The organism is Saccharothrix ecbatanensis, from assembly GCF_014205015.1.
GTDB lineage: Bacteria > Actinomycetota > Actinomycetes > Mycobacteriales > Pseudonocardiaceae > Actinosynnema > Actinosynnema ecbatanense.
Genome location: NZ_JACHMO010000001.1, coordinates 770,748 through 785,685 on the forward strand (window position 1 = coordinate 770,748; position 14,938 = coordinate 785,685).

A 14,938-nucleotide genomic window follows, 5' to 3' on the forward strand; every position below is an offset into this window, starting at 1 on the left:
GGGTGGTGTCAGGGGAGGATCATGAAGTCCTTTTCAGCAGTCTTGCTCGTGATCGCGATGGCCGCCACCGGCTGCGGCGGTTCGGACGGCGACAGCGGGTCGGACGACGGTTCAGCGGGCCTGGACAAGGTCGCCTACCTGACGTCGTTCAGCACCTTCGGGCGCGACGCCTACGCCTATGTCGCCTTGGAGAAGGGATATTTCGCCGAAGCGGGTCTCGACGTCACGATCACTCCGGGCACCGGCAGCGTCGACGTGCTCAAGCTGGTCGCCAGTGGTCGCGCGGACTTCGGCATCGCCGACTTCACCGCCACGGCGATCACCGTGGCCAAGGAGAAGCTGCCGGTGACGGCGGTCGCGGCGATCCACCAACGGTCCCTCGCCGCGATCGTCTCGTTGGAGGGCAACGGCATCTCGAAGCCGGCCGACCTGGTCGGGAAGAAGATCGGCGACCAGCCGGGTTCGACCAATCAGGTGATGTTCCCCGTCTACGCCAAAGCCGCCGGCATCGATCCCGCCAAGGTCGAGTTCGTGCCGTCGGCACCGCCCTCCCTGCCCCAACTGCTGGCGGCGGGTCAGGTGGACGGCATCGGGCAGTTCGTCGTCGGCAAACCGCTGATCGAGGCCGCGGTGAAGGGGCGGAAGGTGGTCGTGCTGCCGTACGGCGACCTGGTGCCCGACCTGTACGGCAACGCGCTCGTCACGTCGAAGGAACTCGCCGCCGACGATCCCGAGCGGGTGCGGCGGTTCACGGGCGCGCTGCTCAAGGGCCTCGCGTACTCGATCGAGCACCCTGACGAACTTGGTCGGATCCTCAAGAAGCACCAGCCGACCCAGGACGCGGGCGTGGCCGGCGCCGAGGTCACGCTGATGGGCCCCTACGTCAAGCCGTCCGGGTTCGGCGGCCCGGTGGGCGAACTGACCGAGGCGCGGGTCGAGAAGATCATCGGCACCCTCGTGGACGCCGGCGCGGTCCCCGACGGATCGGTGAAGCCCGGCGACGTCGTGTCCTTCGGGCTGGTGCCGAAGCCGTGATCCGCCTGCGTCAGGTCGCCAAGGTCTTCGACGGCCGCGCCGGTGCGGTCCCCGCGTTGGCCGGTATCGACCTGGAGGTGGGCGCGCACGAGTTCGTCGCGGTGATCGGGCGGTCCGGCTGCGGCAAGTCGACGTTGTTGCGGCTCGTCGCGGGCCTGGTGACGCCGACGTCAGGGCGGATCACCGTGGCGGGAGAGCCGGTGACCAAGCCGCGCCGCGACGTGTCGTTCATGTTCCAGCGCCCCGCGTTGCTGCCGTGGCGGTCGGTGCTGTCCAACGTCCTGCTGCCGATCGAGATCTTCGGCTTGGACCGGCGGTCAGCCAGGGAGCGGGCGCACCGGCTGCTGGACCTCGTGGGGCTCGGCGGGTTCGAGAAACGGCTGCCGCACGAGCTGTCCGGTGGGATGCAGCAACGCGTGTCGCTGTGCCGGTCGTTGATCCAGAGTCCGAAGGTGATGCTGATGGACGAGCCGTTCTCGGCGTTGGACGCGTTGACGCGCACGGAGCTTTCCGAGGAGCTGCAACGCGTTCAGCTGGAGCTGCCGCGGGCGGTGGTGTTCGTGACGCACTCGATCGAGGAGGCCGTCGTGCTCGCCGACCGGATCGTGGTGCTCAGCCCGCGGCCCGGCCGGATCCACCGGGTCGTCGACGTCGCCGCGCCCCGGCCGCGCGAGCTCGGGCGGGCCGACCTGGACCAGGTGAGCCGTGAGCTGCGCGGGCTGCTGGGCGAGGTGACGGCGTGACCATCGTGTTGCCGGTGGTCGGGCTGCTGGTGATCATCGGGCTCTGGTGGCTGGCCACGATCGTGTTCGGGATCGAGTCGTTCCTGGTGCCGTCGCCGGCCGATGTGGTGTCGTCGTTCGCGGAGTTGCCGGGCTACCTGCTGGAGCAGAGCCTGGTGACGTTGGGTGAGACCGTTCTGGGCTTTCTGCTGTCCATTGTGGTCGGTGTGCCGCTGGCGCTGCTCATCGTCGGCTCGAAGGTCCTGGAGCGGATGTTCTACCCGTTGCTGGTAGCCCTGAACGCCGTGCCCAAGGTGGCCATCGCGCCGATCTTCGTGGTGTGGTTCGGGTTCGGCATCGAGTCGAAGGTGCTGCTGATCGTGCTGGTGTGCGTCTTCCCCGTGGTCATCTCGACCGCGTCCGGCATGAAGTCCACGCCGCACGAACTGGTGGAACTGCTCCGTTCGCTGGACGCCACGCGTCGGCAGGAGTTCTTCAAGCTGCGCTTCCTGTATGCCCTGCCGCAGGTGTTCGTCGGACTGAAGGTGGCGATCTCGCTCGCGGTCATCGGTGCGGTGATCGCGGAGTTCATCGGCGCCCGCGCCGGGCTTGGTTACGTCATCTCCCAGTCCGGCGCGAGCGCCGACACGTCGCTGGCTTTCGCGGCGATGTCCTTGCTGGCGATCATGAGCATCACGCTCTTCTACGGGATCGCGTACATCGAGCGGAAGGCGCTGCCTTGGGCCGAGGAGCACAGGGAAGTGGTTTAGCTCGCGCGCGCTACGTCCGCGCCGAGCGGCCGAGGCGCACCGCCGAGACGAGGAAGAACAAGCCGCCGACGGCGGCGTAGCCGGCCAGGTTGACCAGGGACGCGTTCGGCTGCGCGGCTTGCAGGACGAACGACGTTCCTGCGATCGTGGAGAGCCCGCCGCTGATGATCATCGGCCACTGGCCGCCCAGTGTGCGGCGGCTGACGCCGACGATGAGTTGGGTGAGGCCCGAGACGACCGCCCACGCACCCCACACGCGCAACACCGCCGGGATGCCGGAAGCGGCGGCGACGGCGAGGCCTACGCCGGCGACCCCGCTGATCGCGATGTTCAGGTACAGGCCCAGCGCGGGTTTGGCGGCCTGTGATGAGCGAACGTCGATGAGAACGGCGACGACGTCGAACAGGGGGTACAGGACGAGCAGCGTGACGCTGATCGGCCCGAGCTCCGACGCGCTCGTGAACAGCAGGCCGGCCCAGACCAGGGCGAATCCGAAGCGGACGAAGTACAAGCGTCGTAGTGCGGGCGCGATGGTGGTGGGCGCGGCGACGGTACTGGCACTCACGAGAGCTCCTTGAGGAGGAGAACGTTCGGTCTTGTGTGACGTTGTCAGCTCCGCGCGAGCACGTCAAGACCGAACGTTCTCCCTGCTATGGTGACGATGATGACGAACGTTCACGGCCAGGTCTCCGAAGCGAGGTCGCGGCTGCTCACCACGGCCACCCGGCTCTTCTACACCGAGGGCATCCACGCCGTCGGCATCGACCGGATCGTGGCCGAGGCGAAGGTGACGCGGGCGACGCTGTACCGGCACTTCCCCGGCAAGGACGACCTGATCGTGTGCTACCTGCGGGAAGCCGACCAGGCCATCCGGAGCCAGGCGGACGCCATCCTCGCCCGGGGACTGTCGGCGCCCGACACCCTCCGGGCCGTTGCCGGGTCCATCGCGGAGGGCATCCGGTCTCCCGGCTTCCGCGGGTGTGCCTTCCTCAACGCCGCGGCGGAGTACCCCGACCGGGCCCACCCCGTGCACCAAGCCGTCCTCGCGCACCGCGAGTGGTTCGCGCGCACGATCACCGAGTTGCTGGCCCGCATCGGGGACGCACCGGCTGAACCCGCCGCCCGTCACGTCGTCATGTTGCGGGACGGGGCGATGGCCACCGGCTGCCTGTCCGACCCCGAACCGATCTGTGAAACCTTCCTCCAAGGAGTCGAGGGTCTACTCCAGGTCCGTGCCTGAGCCGCTTTCGTGATCGCCTGCTCAGCACAGGCGGGATCGGGCGGTGGGGGTGAGTCTGAGGTGTTGTGGCGGGGTGCTCAGCCGTTGCGACAGTTCCGGTAGCACCTCCTGCCGCCAACTTGTCGTCCGGGACAGTCGTCGCTCGTGGTCCTGGCGGTGGGCCGGGTCGGCGAACACGGTCAGCCAGACGAAGACATTTTCCCCTGTCCGCACGGGAAGTGCGGGGTAGGTGTTGGCTGCTGGTTCGGTCGAGAAGTACGCGACCGGTGGTGCGCCGGTCTCCGTCATCACCGGCTTCACGCACTCCTCGAAGAAGCCGACGAACTCCTCGTCCACCGGGGCGTCCAGGTGGTAGATGGTGATCGCCACCCGGGAGTTCGGCACCGCGTCGACCGGGGGACGTTCGGCCGCTGACAGGGCGAACCCGGATTGAGGTCGGGCGGGACGCAGCAGCAGGGCGTCGGAGGTGTCGAGCATCGTGGCGCGGGCTGCGGCGCTGTGCTCTCGCCACGCGGCTCCGTCCACGTAGAACGCGGTCAGCGCCTCACGTCGGGCGTCCATGTCGGGGAACGCGCGGAGCCACACGAACCGGTCCGGGTCGTCCTCGTCACGGAACTGGCCGACCACACGGATTCCCACGTCCTCCTGGGTTTCCACGAACTCGCGGTCGAACAGGTCGATCAACACGTCACGCTGCCCGGGGCGCAGGGTGTACTGCCGCAACTCGACAACGTTCATGAGGTTCACGGCCGGGGACGATGCCGGCGCCGTCCCGCACCCGCGAGTGGCAGGGCTTCCACTGTTCGCACGATTCCTGCCACACTCACGGCCATGAGCCCCGGGTCGGTCGCTCTGGCCGTGATCGACGACATGCCGCTGTTCGAGTTGGCCATCGCCTGCGAAGTGTTCGGCCCGAAGCGGACGGACCTGGCCGACCCCTGGTACGACCTGCGGCTGTGCGCGGCGGACCCGTCCGGCACCCGCGGCGAGTTCGGCTTCTGGCAGCGCGCCGACCACGGTCTCGAACACCTGGCCGACGCGGAGACGGTGATCGTGCCGGCGCTGCCGTACGCGTGCGTCCAGTCCGGTCGCCCCATTCCGCCGGAGTTGATCGCGGCCGTGCGTGCCGCCGCCGACGCGGGCGCGCGCATCGTCTCGCTGTGCACCGGTTCCTTCGTCCTGGCCGCGGCCGGGCTCCTCGACGGCAGGCGTGCGGCCACGCACTGGATGTACGCCGCGACGTTGGCGATGCTCCATCCTCTGGTGCAAGTGGACGACACCGTGCTGTACGTGGACGACGGTGACGTGCTCACCAGCGCCGGCCGTAGTGCGGGCATCGACCTGTGCCTGCACGTGGTCCGCCGTGACCTCGGCGCGCACGTCGCCAACCAGGTGGCCCGCCGCATGGTGCTGCCCGCCCACCGGGCCGGGGGTCAGTCGCAGTACGTCGCCGTCTCAGTGCCCGACACCGACGACGACGGCCTCGGCCCGCTTCTGCACTGGGCCACCGAAAACCTCGACCAGCCGCTGACCGTGGACGTCCTTGCGCGGAGAGCCGGCATGAGCGCCCGCACGTTCGTCCGCCGGTTCCACGACGCGACCGCGACGACGCCGCTGCAATGGCTGCTCACCCAACGCGTCATCCGCGCGAGGAGCCTGCTGGAGTCGACCGATCTGGCGGTGGACCAGGTCGGCGAACGCAGTGGACTCGGCTCGGCCGCGAACCTGCGCCGCCACTTCGCCCTGCACCTGGGCGTCACCCCGACCGCATACCGCCGGGCCTTCCGCGCGACGACATAGCGCTACTGGTCTTGCGGCTTGCGTACCAACAGGTGTGCCTGCTGGAACCGCTCGCCTTCGTGCGGCTCGCGCAGCAGTCGGGCGACCTCGACGAACCCCGCGTGGCGCAACAGTCCCGCGAGGCTGTCGGGTGACCACCGATAGGCGAGCGTGACCTTGTGGTCGAATTCCTGCGGCACGGGATCGTCGCCGGCGAAGAATCCGAGCAGCAGGTGGCCGCCGGGCGCCAGCACCCGCTGGAACTCGGTGAACACGGCCGGCAGTTCGGGCGGGTGCGTGTGGATGACGGAGTACGAGGCGAGGATGCCGCCGAGAACTCCGTCCGCGAGGTCCAACGCGCTCATCGTGCCCACGTCGAACCGCAGCTCTGGATGCGCTTCGCGGGCGAGGGTGATCATCGCGGGCGACAGGTCGATGCCGAACGTGGTCGGCCCGAGCGCGTGCAGGTGCGCGGTGACGTGGCCGGGACCGCATCCGATGTCGGCGACCGGTCCGGCGTTGTGGGCCTGCACGAGCTCGGCGAACGCGGCCAGCAGCGCGCGCTCCAGCGGTCTGGTGTCGAGCATGTCGCTGAAAAGCTCGGCGTAGAGGGACGCGACCGCGTCGTACGCGGCCCCGGTGTCGTGCACGGTCATGGCACGAAACCCTATGCATGGCGGTTCGGGAGGAGGGCACCGGGAAAGGACCGCACCGCAGGCCTTCGCCGGTGCCCCCACGTCACGCGACGGCGGTTCCCTCGAGCTCGACCATCAGGTCGGGGAACGCCAGCCGCGTCACCCCGAGCATCGTGGTGGTCGGTGCCACCCTGGCGGCGCCCAAACGCGACGCCAGCACGCCGTAGTGCTGGAACAGCAGATCGACGTCGGTGGTGTAGACGTTGAGCCGGACGAGGTTCGAGAGGGACATGCCGGCCTCGCCGAGCACGGCCTCCAGGTTGTCGAGGCTGAGCGCCACCTGCGCCGCCATGTCATCGGCGTGCTGGGGCTTGCCGTCACCGCTGGTCGCGGTCTGCCCGGAGCAGTACAGGGTGCGGGTGTGCCCGGAGACGACCTCACCCTGGTTGAATCCCATCGCCACCGACCACGTCACCGGGTTGACGGCCGTTCGCTCCACTGCCACATCAGCTTCAGTTGATTCGATCTTCGATGCCATGTGGACGAGCCTCCCAGCGAATCACGACATCCTGTGTCGTGTATTCCCGGCATAATTTTCCGCATGAGAGCCGACCGGTTGGTCTCGCTGGTCCTGCTGCTGCGCCAGCGCGGTCGGCTGTCCGCGACCGCCCTGGCCGGCGAGCTGGGCGTGTCGACCCGCACCGTGCTGCGCGACATCGAGGCGCTGTCCGCGGCCGGCGTCCCGGTCTACGCCGAACGCGGCCGGCTCGGCGGTTTCGCTTTGCTGCCCGGTTTCCGGACCGAGCTCACCGGACTGAACAACGACGAGGCCCTTGCCCTGCTGGTCGCCGGATCACGACGTGGCGCGCAGGCGTTCGGCCTCGGCTCGGCGCTGGCCTCGGCCATGCTCAAAGTGGTCGACGCGCTACCCGAAAGCCATCGGGACACCGCGGCCGGCGTGGCCGAGCGACTGCTCATCGACCCTGAGACCGATCTTCTCTCTCGCCGCGTGGTCGCCGACGAGGTGCCCGACGCCATCGTGAGCGAGGTCCGGCGCGCGGTGTTCGCCGGGCACAAGGTGCGCATCCACTACGCGGCGGTGGACCAGCCGCCGACATGGCGCACGGTGGACCCGATCGGTCTGGTCACCGTGCGGGACCAGGGCTACCTGCTGGCCACGAGATCAGGCGCGGACCGCACCTACCGGCTGTCCCGCATCCTGGCCGCCGAGGAACTGGCCGAGCCCGCGCAGCGACCGGACCGGGTCGACCTGGACCGGGCCTGGCAGGAACGCAGCACGCGGTTCCGGGCCGGGGACGACCAGGTCACCGTGCTGGTGCGGGTGCACCCGGCGCGGCGGGAAGAACTGGTGGGCACCGCGGTGGCCGTCCTCGCCGAAGAAGCCGACGCGGACGGCTGGCTGCGGCTGGAGGTGAGCTTCCAGGATTCGAGGCACGCCGTCTGGGCGTTGTGGCAGCTCGCCACGAGCGCGGAAGCCCTGTCCCCGCAGTGGTTGCGCACTTCCCTGCGCGACCGCGCCGCCGCCGTCGCCACTCGCTACGGCGTCTCGCCCTGACGTCAAGCGGTCTCCAGCTCTAGGGCCTGCCGCAGCCATGCCGTGAACAGGTCGTCGTTGACGTCGTCGGTGCTGCGGAGCTTGAGAGCGGCCATGCGCGCACCGGGTTCGAGGCGGCCGGACAGGTCCTCGATCTCCTGGCCACGCCAGAAGCCGAAGGTCACGTGCGCGGGGTAGGCCTTGACGAGGCAGACGGGCTGCTTGCCGGGCGTCGGGCCCAGGCTCCATACCGGGTGCCCGTGCCAGACGGCGCCGGTGCCGGGCAGGGCGTCCTCGATCAAGTCGAGGAGCCGGACGGCGATCTCGCGCTGCTTCTCGGGCAGGGAGTGGACGTACTCGGCGACCGTGGCGAACTTCGGCATGTCGGTAATCCTTTCTCGGATTCGGTTCTCACCCCTCCGTCGATCGGACGATGTGACAGGGAATGCGCCCGTTCCCTGTCGGATAGGTTGGTCGTCGTCAAGGTGACAGCACGTCACCGACAGCGAAAGGCCAGACCGATGCGCTACCTGATGATGCAGATGGCGACCGAGCACGCCCCCGACGAGCGGCTCTTCGCCGAGATGGGCAGGTTCATCGAGGAGATGGCCGCGTCCGGGCTGCTGCTGGCCACCGGTGGGCTGGACGCGGCCGGCACCCGGATCACCTCCGAGGGTGACGAGATCACCGTGACCGACGGGCCGTTCACCGAGGCCAAGGAGGTCGTGGCCGGGTTCGCGCTGATCGAGGTCCGCTCCAAGGAAGAGGCCGTCGAGCTGGGCCGTCGGTTCCGCCGGATCGTGGGGGACGGTGAGAGCCGCATCCACCAGGTCTTCGGGCCGTGACCGATGTCCGCCGCACGATCGACGCGGTCTGGAAGCTCGAGTCCGCCGCCCTCATCGGCGGTCTGACCCGCTTGGTGCGGGACGTCGGACTCGCCGAAGAGCTGGCCCAGGACGCGCTGGTCACGGCGCTGGAGCAGTGGCCGTCCTCGGGCGTGCCGGACAACCCGGCGGCCTGGCTGATGACCACGGCCAAGCGGCGCGGGATCGACCACATGCGGCGGGCCGAACGACTCACGCGCAGGCACGAGCAGCTTGCGCGTGAGCTGGACCAGCCGCGTGACGTCGAGCAGCGGGACGTCGAGCACCACGACGTTCAGCACGATGACGTCCTGCGGCTGATGTTCCTGTCCTCGCACCCGGTGCTGCCGACCGAGCAACGGGTCGCGTTGACGCTCCGGGTGGTCGGCGGGCTGACGGCCGCGGAGATCGCGCGGGCGTTCCTGGTCACCGAACAGCGGATCGCGCAGCGCATCGCCGCGGCGAAGCAGGCCCTCTCCGGTGTGCCGATCGAGCTGCCGGAGGGGGCTTCGCTCGCGGAACGGCTGTCGTCGGTGCTGGAGGTCGTGTACCTGATCTTCAACGAGGGCTACTCGGCGACCGCCGGGGACGACTTGATGCGGCTCGACCTGACCCTGGAGGCGTTGCGGCTGGGCAGGTTGCTGGCCGAACTCGCGCCGGACGAGGCCGAGGTGCACGGGCTGGTCGCGTTGATGGAGATCCAGGCGTCGCGGTCGGCCGCGCGGACCGGGCCGTCCGGCGAGCCGGTCCAGCTGCACGAGCAGAACCGCGGCCGCTGGGATCGGTTGCTCATCCGGCGCGGGTTCACCGCGTTGCTGCGGGCGCGTGACATCGGTGGTCCACCGGGGCCGTACGTGCTCCAGGCGGCGATCGCGGTGTGCCACGCGCAGGCCCGCACCGCCGAGGACACCGACTGGCGGCAGATCTCGACGTTGTACGACGCACTCGTCCGCCTGCGGCCCACGCCGGTCGTGCGGCTGAACCGGGCGGTCGCGGTCGGCTTCGCACAGGGTCCGGAAGCGGGGCTCGCGCTGGCCGACGAGCTGTCGACGGACCGCACCCTGCTGGACTACCACCTGCTGCCCGGCGTCCGAGGTGATCTGCTGGCGAAGTTGGGACGGCCGGCCGAGGCGAGGGTGGAGTTCGCGCGTGCCGCGGCGTTGACGAGGAACGCGGCCGAGCGGGACTTCCTGCTGCGGCGTGCGGACGAACTGGGCACGGCCGCGCCGGTGGTGACGCTGGGGCAGGCGGCCACGGACTTCCTGGCCCGTGACGACCTGGACGCGGCGACGAAGCGGTCGTACGCGCAGACCTTGCGGCGGCTGTGCTCGGCGCTGGGGGACAGGCGGCCACTGGAATCCCTGACCGCCGACGAGATCGCGGCCGTGTTCGAAGTGGCCTGGGGTGACGCGGCGGCCAAGACGTGGAACCGGCACCGGTCGACGGTCCGGTCGTTCGGCGCGTGGGCCGCGTTGCCGGACTTGCCGGACTTGCCGCACTTGGCGGCCATGGTGGAGCGGCGGGTCGAGAGCAGTGTGCGAACCCCCGGCCTCACCGCCGCGCAACTGGAACGGCTGTGGGAGTTCGAGGTTCCGGTGCGGGAGCGGACGTTGTGGCGGCTGCTGCACGAATCGGCCGCGGGAGTGCGCGTGGTGTTGTCGCTGAACGTGGAGGACCTGGACCTGGACGACCGCCGCGCCCGCGTGGCCGGCCGGTGGGTGACCTGGCGTTCCGGCACGGCGCGACTGCTGCCCGTCCTGCTCGCCGGGCGCGGACGCGGGCCGCTGTTCCTGGCCGACCGCCGCCCCGGACCGGCGCGCCCGCGAGCAGCGGCGGACCTGTGCCCGGACACCGGCCGGGGACGACTGTCGTACGAACGGGCGGAATACCTGTTCAAGCGGGCGACGCGAGCCCTTGATCCCGCTGGACAGGGGCACACGTTGCGGCAGCTGTGGTCAGGTCGGCGCTAGCCGTGCCCATGCCCGTCCGGCCGATCAGCCTTGGACACCCAGGTCCAAGCGGTCGAGCAGCCCGGCGTCGGTGAAAGCGGCGACCAGTTCGTCACGGCCCTCGGTGAAGTGCGCCCAACTGTCGTAGTGGACGGGAACCACCTGGCGCGCGCCGAGGATCTTGGCCGCCTCGGCGGTCTGGGCGCTGTCGAGGACGAGGAGCGCGCCGTCGTAAAGGACTGGGAAGCGCGGAGCACCGGCGAAGAGGATGGCGGTGTCCACCGGGCCGAAGCGTTCGGCGATCTGCTTCACGGCGTCCAGCGAGGCGTTGTCGCCGCTGACGTAGACCGTGGGCAGGCCCTCCCCGGTCAGGACGAAACCGACGACCTGGCCGCTGATCGGTTCGACCTCTTCACGGGTCAGGGGACCGTGGATCGCGGGCACGCCCGTCACGGTGATCGCACCACCGTCGGGGCGGTCGAGCCGGACCGACTCCCAGTCCGCGAGTCCCTTGGCCTTGTCCCCCAAGCGCTGTCCACCACCGGGTGTGGTGACGGTGAGCGGGACGTCGGCGAGGAATGCCCGGCCGGAGTTGTCGAGGTTGTCGGGGTGCTGGTCGTGCGAGAGCAGGACCACGTCGACGCGGCCGAGGTCCACCGGTGCGGCGGCTGCGGGGGCCGTCTTGGTCAGCCGGCCCACCGGCACCGGGTAGTCGCCGGGAGCGTCGAAAGTGGGGTCGGTCAGGAATCGCAGACCGCCGTACTCGAACAGGGCGGTCGGGCCGCCGAAGACGCGGACGGTGATCCGCTCACTGGTCATGCTGGTGCCGGCCATCAAGGAACCTCACGGATGAGAAGTGGTTTATCCGTGAGTGACCGTACGTCGTTCTCACGGACAAGCGCAAGCCGTACCATGAGAGTCATGAGCGAGGAGTTGACCGACGTGCCCGCGGTCCCGCCCGCGCCCGGCGCGGAGGACTACCTGGCCCTGGATTTCGTCAACAGCGCCATCGCGCTGCCTGGAGGGCAGTTCGTCGACTTGCTCGGCACCGCCGGCGCGACGAACCAGTGGCTCACCGGACACGGGCTCGCCCCGCCCGATGCCGGCGTGCAGGAGACGTGCGCGACACGCCTTCGCTCGCTGCGCGAACACATCAGGGCGCTGTTCGTCGCCCACGTCGGTGGGCTGCCCGCGTCGCCGGAGGCCGTGTCCGCCCTCAACCACGCCCTGAGCAGGGCGCCCACCGCCGCCCTGCTCCTGTGGGACGAGAAATCCGGCCCCTACCGCGCGGCGCCGTGCCCGACGCACGAGATTCTCGACCACGCCCTCGCGGCGCTCGCCGCCAACGCCGCCGACCTGCTCACCGGACCGGACGCCGACCGCCTGACCAAGTGCGGCTCCAGCCCGTGCAACCGCCACTTGCTCCGCCACGGTCGCCGCCACTGGTGCTCCACCCGCTGCGGCGACCGGGCCCGCGCCGCCCGCGCCTACGCCCGCCGCACCGAGCCGCAACCGGACTGAGCCGCAACCGGACTGAGCCGCAACCGGACTGAGCCGCAACCGGACTGAGCCGCAGTCGGACTGAGCCGCAACCGGACTGAGCCGCAGCCGCACCGAGCCGCAGCCGGACTGAGCCGCAGTCGGACTGACGAACGCCTTCCGCTCGTCGTCGACCAGGCAGGCGACGGTGTCCCGACCGTTCGAGGGAACGGATGGTCGTCGCCTTCCGTCGAAAGCGACGACCAAGAGCGGGAGGGCCGCATGACGTATCCGCAGCAGCCGTTCGGTGGGCAGGACTCATCCGGCCAGTTCCCGGGGGCGACACCGCCGCCGGGTCATCACGGGCCGCCCACCCAGTACGGCGCTCCGCAGTTCGGCGCTCCCCAGTACGGCGGTTTCGGCACACCTCCGCCTCCGAAGAAGAACACGGCGGCGATCGCGGGGGCGGTCGCGGTGGTGGTGCTGGTGCTGGGCGGCGTCGCGTTCACCGGGTTCGTCGCGCCCGGCTACTTCCTCGGAACGGGCGGGAGCAGCACGACCACCACCCCGCCGCCCACGACGGCGTCCTCCTCCGTGCCGCCCGACGCCGACCCCGAGCGGCTGCTGGGAGCGGTGGCCGAGGCGATGGACTCGCAGGACACCGACTTCCTGGAGGGCGTCGCCTGTCCGAAGGCCGGGTCCGCCGTGCACAACGTCATCGACGACGTCGCCCCGTTCCGCGGGGCTGAACTCGTGGGCAGCCCGAAGACCTCCGCCGACGTGGCCGTGGGGACGGTAGAGGTGGTCAAGACGGGGAAGAAGGACGAGTTCGAGGTGAAGGTCGTCCGGGACGGCGACACCTGGTGCTGGGAGAACATCGCCCGCGCCGGCAAGACCAGCAAGGCGCCGAGTCCCACCACCAGCCCGAAGACCACCAGCCCCAAGACCACGCCGTCCGCCCCGGGAACGCCCACCGCGGGTGGGAAGCCGGTCGACCCCGCCGCGCTGGCGGCCTCACAGGCCTTCGTGGACAACGTCAACGCGGGCGACGCGGCGAAGGCCAAGGCCCAGCTCTGCGCGGACGGCATCAAGAAGCCGGAGGACGTCGACGAGCTGATCGGGCACCAACCGGACCTCGGGATCAACTCGGCGAAGGACGGCATCACCTCGGGCCCCAACTCGTTCCAGCTCTACCTGAAAGGTACGGCAAAGGGGCAGAAGATCGACGGGCACTCGGGGAAGGTGTGGGTGACCAACTACGACGGGCCGTGGTGCGTGCACGCGTTCAGCGTCGTCGTCATCTGAACGCGATCCGAACGCGGCCACTATTGTGGACGGATGGCGTCGGTCAAACAGTTCCAAGTCACCTTCGACTGCGCAGAACCCGAGCGCGTCGCCCGTTTCTGGTGCGAGGTGTTGGGGTACGTCGTGCCGCCACCGCCCGACGGGTTCGCCACCTGGGACGATTACACCCGCGCGCAGCCGCCCGAGCGTCAGGGGGAGTGGTTCGCCTGCGTCGATCCCACCGGTGTGGGCCCGCGGCTGTACTTCCAGCGCGTTCCGGAAGGCAAGGTCGTCAAGAACCGGCAGCACCTCGACGTGCGGGTCGGCACCGGGCTCGTGGGTGAAGAGCGCCTCGCCGCGCTTCAGGCCGAGTGCGCACGACTGGTCGCCCTGGGTGCGGTGCAGGTGCAAGTGCTGGTTGCCGACGACGAAAACGAGTCGTGCATCGCCATGCAGGACGTCGAGGGCAACGAGTTCTGCCTCGACTGAGCATGTTCGCAGCCGCGCGAAGTAGTTGAGGAATCAACCAGCGCGTCGAGGTGTTCCACGAGGCGTGAAGAGAATCGGATTCCTCTCGTTCGGGCACTGGTCCGAGACGCCGCACTCGCGGACCAGGACGGCGTCGGACGCGTTGTTGCAGGCCATCGACCTCGCCGTCGCCGCGGAGGAGCTCGGCGTGGACGGCGCCCACTTCCGGGTGCACCACTTCGCACGCCAGCTGGCCTCGCCGTTCCCGTTGCTGGCCGCGATCGGCGCGAAGACCGAACGCATCGAGATCGGCACCGGCGTGATCGACATGCGCTACGAGAACCCGATGTACATGGCCGAGGACGCCGGCGCCGCGGACCTCATCGCGGGCGGCAGGCTCCAGCTCGGCATCTCCCGGGGATCGCCGGAGCAGGTGATCGACGGGTGGCGCTACTTCGGTTACGAGCCGAGCGAGGGCGACACGGACGCCGACATGGCCCGCAAGCACACCGAGGTGCTGCTGGCGGTGCTGGAGGGCAAGGGTTTCGCCCAGCCCAACCCGCGCCCGATGTTCCCGAACCCGCCAGGGCTGCTGCGCGTCGAGCCGCATTCGCCGGGTCTGCGGGAGCGGATCTGGTGGGGCGCGGGCTCCAACGGCACCGCGGTCTGGGCGGCGAAGCAGGGCATGCACCTGATGAGTTCGACGCTGAAGAACGACGAGGGCGGTGCGCCGTTCCACGTGCAGCAGGCCGAGCAGATCCGGGCGTTCCGCAAGGCCTGGTCCGAAGCCGGCTGGCAGCACGAGCCGCGCGTCTCGGTCTCCCGCAGCATCTTCGCGCTGACCTCGGACCTCGACCGGGCCTACTTCGGTGACGACGGCGACAGCACCGACAAGGTCGGGTACATCGACGCCGACACCAAGGCCATCTTCGGCCGCACCTACGCCGCCGAGCCCGACGTCCTGGTCAAGCAACTGGCCGCCGACGAGGCGATCGCCGAGGCCGACACGCTGCTGCTGACCGTGCCCAACCAACTCGGCGTCGACTACAACACGCACGTCCTCGAGAGCATCCTCACCCACATCGCCCCGGCTCTCGGCTGGCGCTGACCAGAGCCTTGCCCCGGAAGGCCGACCCGTACAGTACGACGGCAGTCAGGC

General features: G+C 69.8%; 18 protein-coding genes. 12 read left to right on the forward strand and 6 right to left on the reverse strand.

What is annotated here, in order from left to right:
* Nucleotides 1-21 precede the first annotated feature (21 nt).
* Genes F4560_RS03520 through F4560_RS03530 form a run of 3 tightly spaced genes read left to right on the forward strand, consistent with a single transcriptional unit; the run spans nucleotide 22 to nucleotide 2,527 of the window.
* A complete protein-coding gene (locus tag F4560_RS03520) occupies nucleotides 22-1,035 on the forward strand; it encodes an ABC transporter substrate-binding protein (protein WP_184916138.1) in 1,014 nt (337 codons plus the stop codon).
* On the forward strand, nucleotides 1,032-1,778 hold the full coding sequence (locus F4560_RS03525; RefSeq protein WP_184916142.1) for an ABC transporter ATP-binding protein: 747 nt from the start codon (nucleotides 1,032-1,034) through the stop codon (nucleotides 1,776-1,778). The genes F4560_RS03520 and F4560_RS03525 overlap by 4 nt, the downstream gene beginning before the upstream one ends.
* Nucleotides 1,775-2,527: an ABC transporter permease gene (locus F4560_RS03530; RefSeq protein ID WP_184916145.1), complete on the forward strand. Its 753-nt coding sequence runs from the start codon at nucleotides 1,775-1,777 to the stop codon at nucleotides 2,525-2,527. The genes F4560_RS03525 and F4560_RS03530 overlap by 4 nt, the downstream gene beginning before the upstream one ends.
* Nucleotides 2,528-2,537: 10 nt before the next feature.
* Here the strand turns inward: F4560_RS03530 and F4560_RS03535 are convergent, their stop codons facing one another.
* Nucleotides 2,538-3,092, reverse strand: a complete 555-nt coding sequence (locus F4560_RS03535) for a hypothetical protein (RefSeq protein ID WP_184916148.1) — start codon at nucleotides 3,090-3,092, stop codon at nucleotides 2,538-2,540.
* Between the two features lie 99 nt (nucleotides 3,093-3,191).
* Between F4560_RS03535 and F4560_RS03540 the strand changes: the two genes are divergently transcribed.
* Entirely contained in the window at nucleotides 3,192-3,767 is a 576-nt protein-coding gene (locus F4560_RS03540; RefSeq protein WP_184916151.1) for a TetR/AcrR family transcriptional regulator, read from the forward strand.
* 21 nt (nucleotides 3,768-3,788) lie between these two features.
* On the opposite strand, the gene F4560_RS03545 is transcribed toward F4560_RS03540, so the two are convergent.
* Complete coding sequence (locus F4560_RS03545; protein ID WP_184916154.1) at nucleotides 3,789-4,505, reverse strand: NIPSNAP family protein; 717 nt, start codon at nucleotides 4,503-4,505, stop codon at nucleotides 3,789-3,791.
* Nucleotides 4,506-4,598: 93 nt separating this feature from the next.
* Between F4560_RS03545 and F4560_RS03550 the strand changes: the two genes are divergently transcribed.
* The gene (locus F4560_RS03550) at nucleotides 4,599-5,567 is read left to right on the forward strand and encodes a helix-turn-helix domain-containing protein (protein ID WP_184916157.1); all 969 of its coding nucleotides are present in this window, start codon (nucleotides 4,599-4,601) and stop codon (nucleotides 5,565-5,567) included.
* Nucleotides 5,568-5,569: 2 nt separating this feature from the next.
* Here F4560_RS03550 and F4560_RS03555 read toward each other — a convergent pair whose 3' ends face one another.
* On the reverse strand, nucleotides 5,570-6,202 hold the full coding sequence (locus tag F4560_RS03555; RefSeq protein ID WP_184916160.1) for a class I SAM-dependent DNA methyltransferase: 633 nt from the start codon (nucleotides 6,200-6,202) through the stop codon (nucleotides 5,570-5,572).
* An 82-nt stretch (nucleotides 6,203-6,284) separates the two neighbouring features.
* Complete coding sequence (locus F4560_RS03560) at nucleotides 6,285-6,680, reverse strand: RidA family protein (protein WP_184916162.1); 396 nt, start codon at nucleotides 6,678-6,680, stop codon at nucleotides 6,285-6,287.
* A 102-nt stretch (nucleotides 6,681-6,782) separates the two neighbouring features.
* Here F4560_RS03560 and F4560_RS03565 point away from each other — a divergent pair, with 102 nt between their 5' ends.
* On the forward strand, nucleotides 6,783-7,757 hold the full coding sequence (locus F4560_RS03565) for a helix-turn-helix transcriptional regulator (RefSeq protein ID WP_184916165.1): 975 nt from the start codon (nucleotides 6,783-6,785) through the stop codon (nucleotides 7,755-7,757).
* Nucleotides 7,758-7,759: 2 nt separating this feature from the next.
* Here the strand turns inward: F4560_RS03565 and F4560_RS03570 are convergent, their stop codons facing one another.
* The gene (locus tag F4560_RS03570; RefSeq protein WP_184916169.1) at nucleotides 7,760-8,119 is read right to left on the reverse strand and encodes a DUF1801 domain-containing protein; all 360 of its coding nucleotides are present in this window, start codon (nucleotides 8,117-8,119) and stop codon (nucleotides 7,760-7,762) included.
* A gap of 138 nt (nucleotides 8,120-8,257) precedes the next feature.
* Between F4560_RS03570 and F4560_RS03575 the strand changes: the two genes are divergently transcribed.
* Together F4560_RS03575 and F4560_RS45930 are read left to right on the forward strand one after the other, a co-directional pair.
* A complete protein-coding gene (locus F4560_RS03575; protein WP_184916172.1) occupies nucleotides 8,258-8,581 on the forward strand; it encodes a YciI family protein in 324 nt (107 codons plus the stop codon).
* Entirely contained in the window at nucleotides 8,578-10,569 is a 1,992-nt protein-coding gene (locus tag F4560_RS45930; protein WP_184916174.1) for a sigma-70 family RNA polymerase sigma factor, read from the forward strand. The genes F4560_RS03575 and F4560_RS45930 overlap by 4 nt, the downstream gene beginning before the upstream one ends.
* A gap of 24 nt (nucleotides 10,570-10,593) precedes the next feature.
* Here F4560_RS45930 and F4560_RS03585 read toward each other — a convergent pair whose 3' ends face one another.
* Nucleotides 10,594-11,382 (reverse strand): MBL fold metallo-hydrolase, encoded by a 789-nt coding sequence (locus F4560_RS03585; protein WP_184916177.1) that lies wholly within the window; start codon nucleotides 11,380-11,382, stop codon nucleotides 10,594-10,596.
* An 87-nt stretch (nucleotides 11,383-11,469) separates the two neighbouring features.
* Here F4560_RS03585 and F4560_RS03590 point away from each other — a divergent pair, with 87 nt between their 5' ends.
* The 4 genes from F4560_RS03590 (at nucleotide 11,470) to F4560_RS03605 (ending at nucleotide 14,887) form a co-directional block, all read left to right on the forward strand.
* Nucleotides 11,470-12,069: a CGNR zinc finger domain-containing protein gene (locus F4560_RS03590; RefSeq protein ID WP_221483316.1), complete on the forward strand. Its 600-nt coding sequence runs from the start codon at nucleotides 11,470-11,472 to the stop codon at nucleotides 12,067-12,069.
* A 240-nt stretch (nucleotides 12,070-12,309) separates the two neighbouring features.
* The gene (locus F4560_RS03595) at nucleotides 12,310-13,332 is read left to right on the forward strand and encodes a hypothetical protein (RefSeq protein ID WP_184916183.1); all 1,023 of its coding nucleotides are present in this window, start codon (nucleotides 12,310-12,312) and stop codon (nucleotides 13,330-13,332) included.
* Nucleotides 13,333-13,365: 33 nt separating this feature from the next.
* Nucleotides 13,366-13,800, forward strand: a complete 435-nt coding sequence (locus tag F4560_RS03600) for a VOC family protein (protein ID WP_184916186.1) — start codon at nucleotides 13,366-13,368, stop codon at nucleotides 13,798-13,800.
* 64 nt (nucleotides 13,801-13,864) lie between these two features.
* On the forward strand, nucleotides 13,865-14,887 hold the full coding sequence (locus tag F4560_RS03605) for an LLM class flavin-dependent oxidoreductase (protein WP_184916189.1): 1,023 nt from the start codon (nucleotides 13,865-13,867) through the stop codon (nucleotides 14,885-14,887).
* The last annotated feature ends 51 nt before the right edge of the window (nucleotides 14,888-14,938 follow it).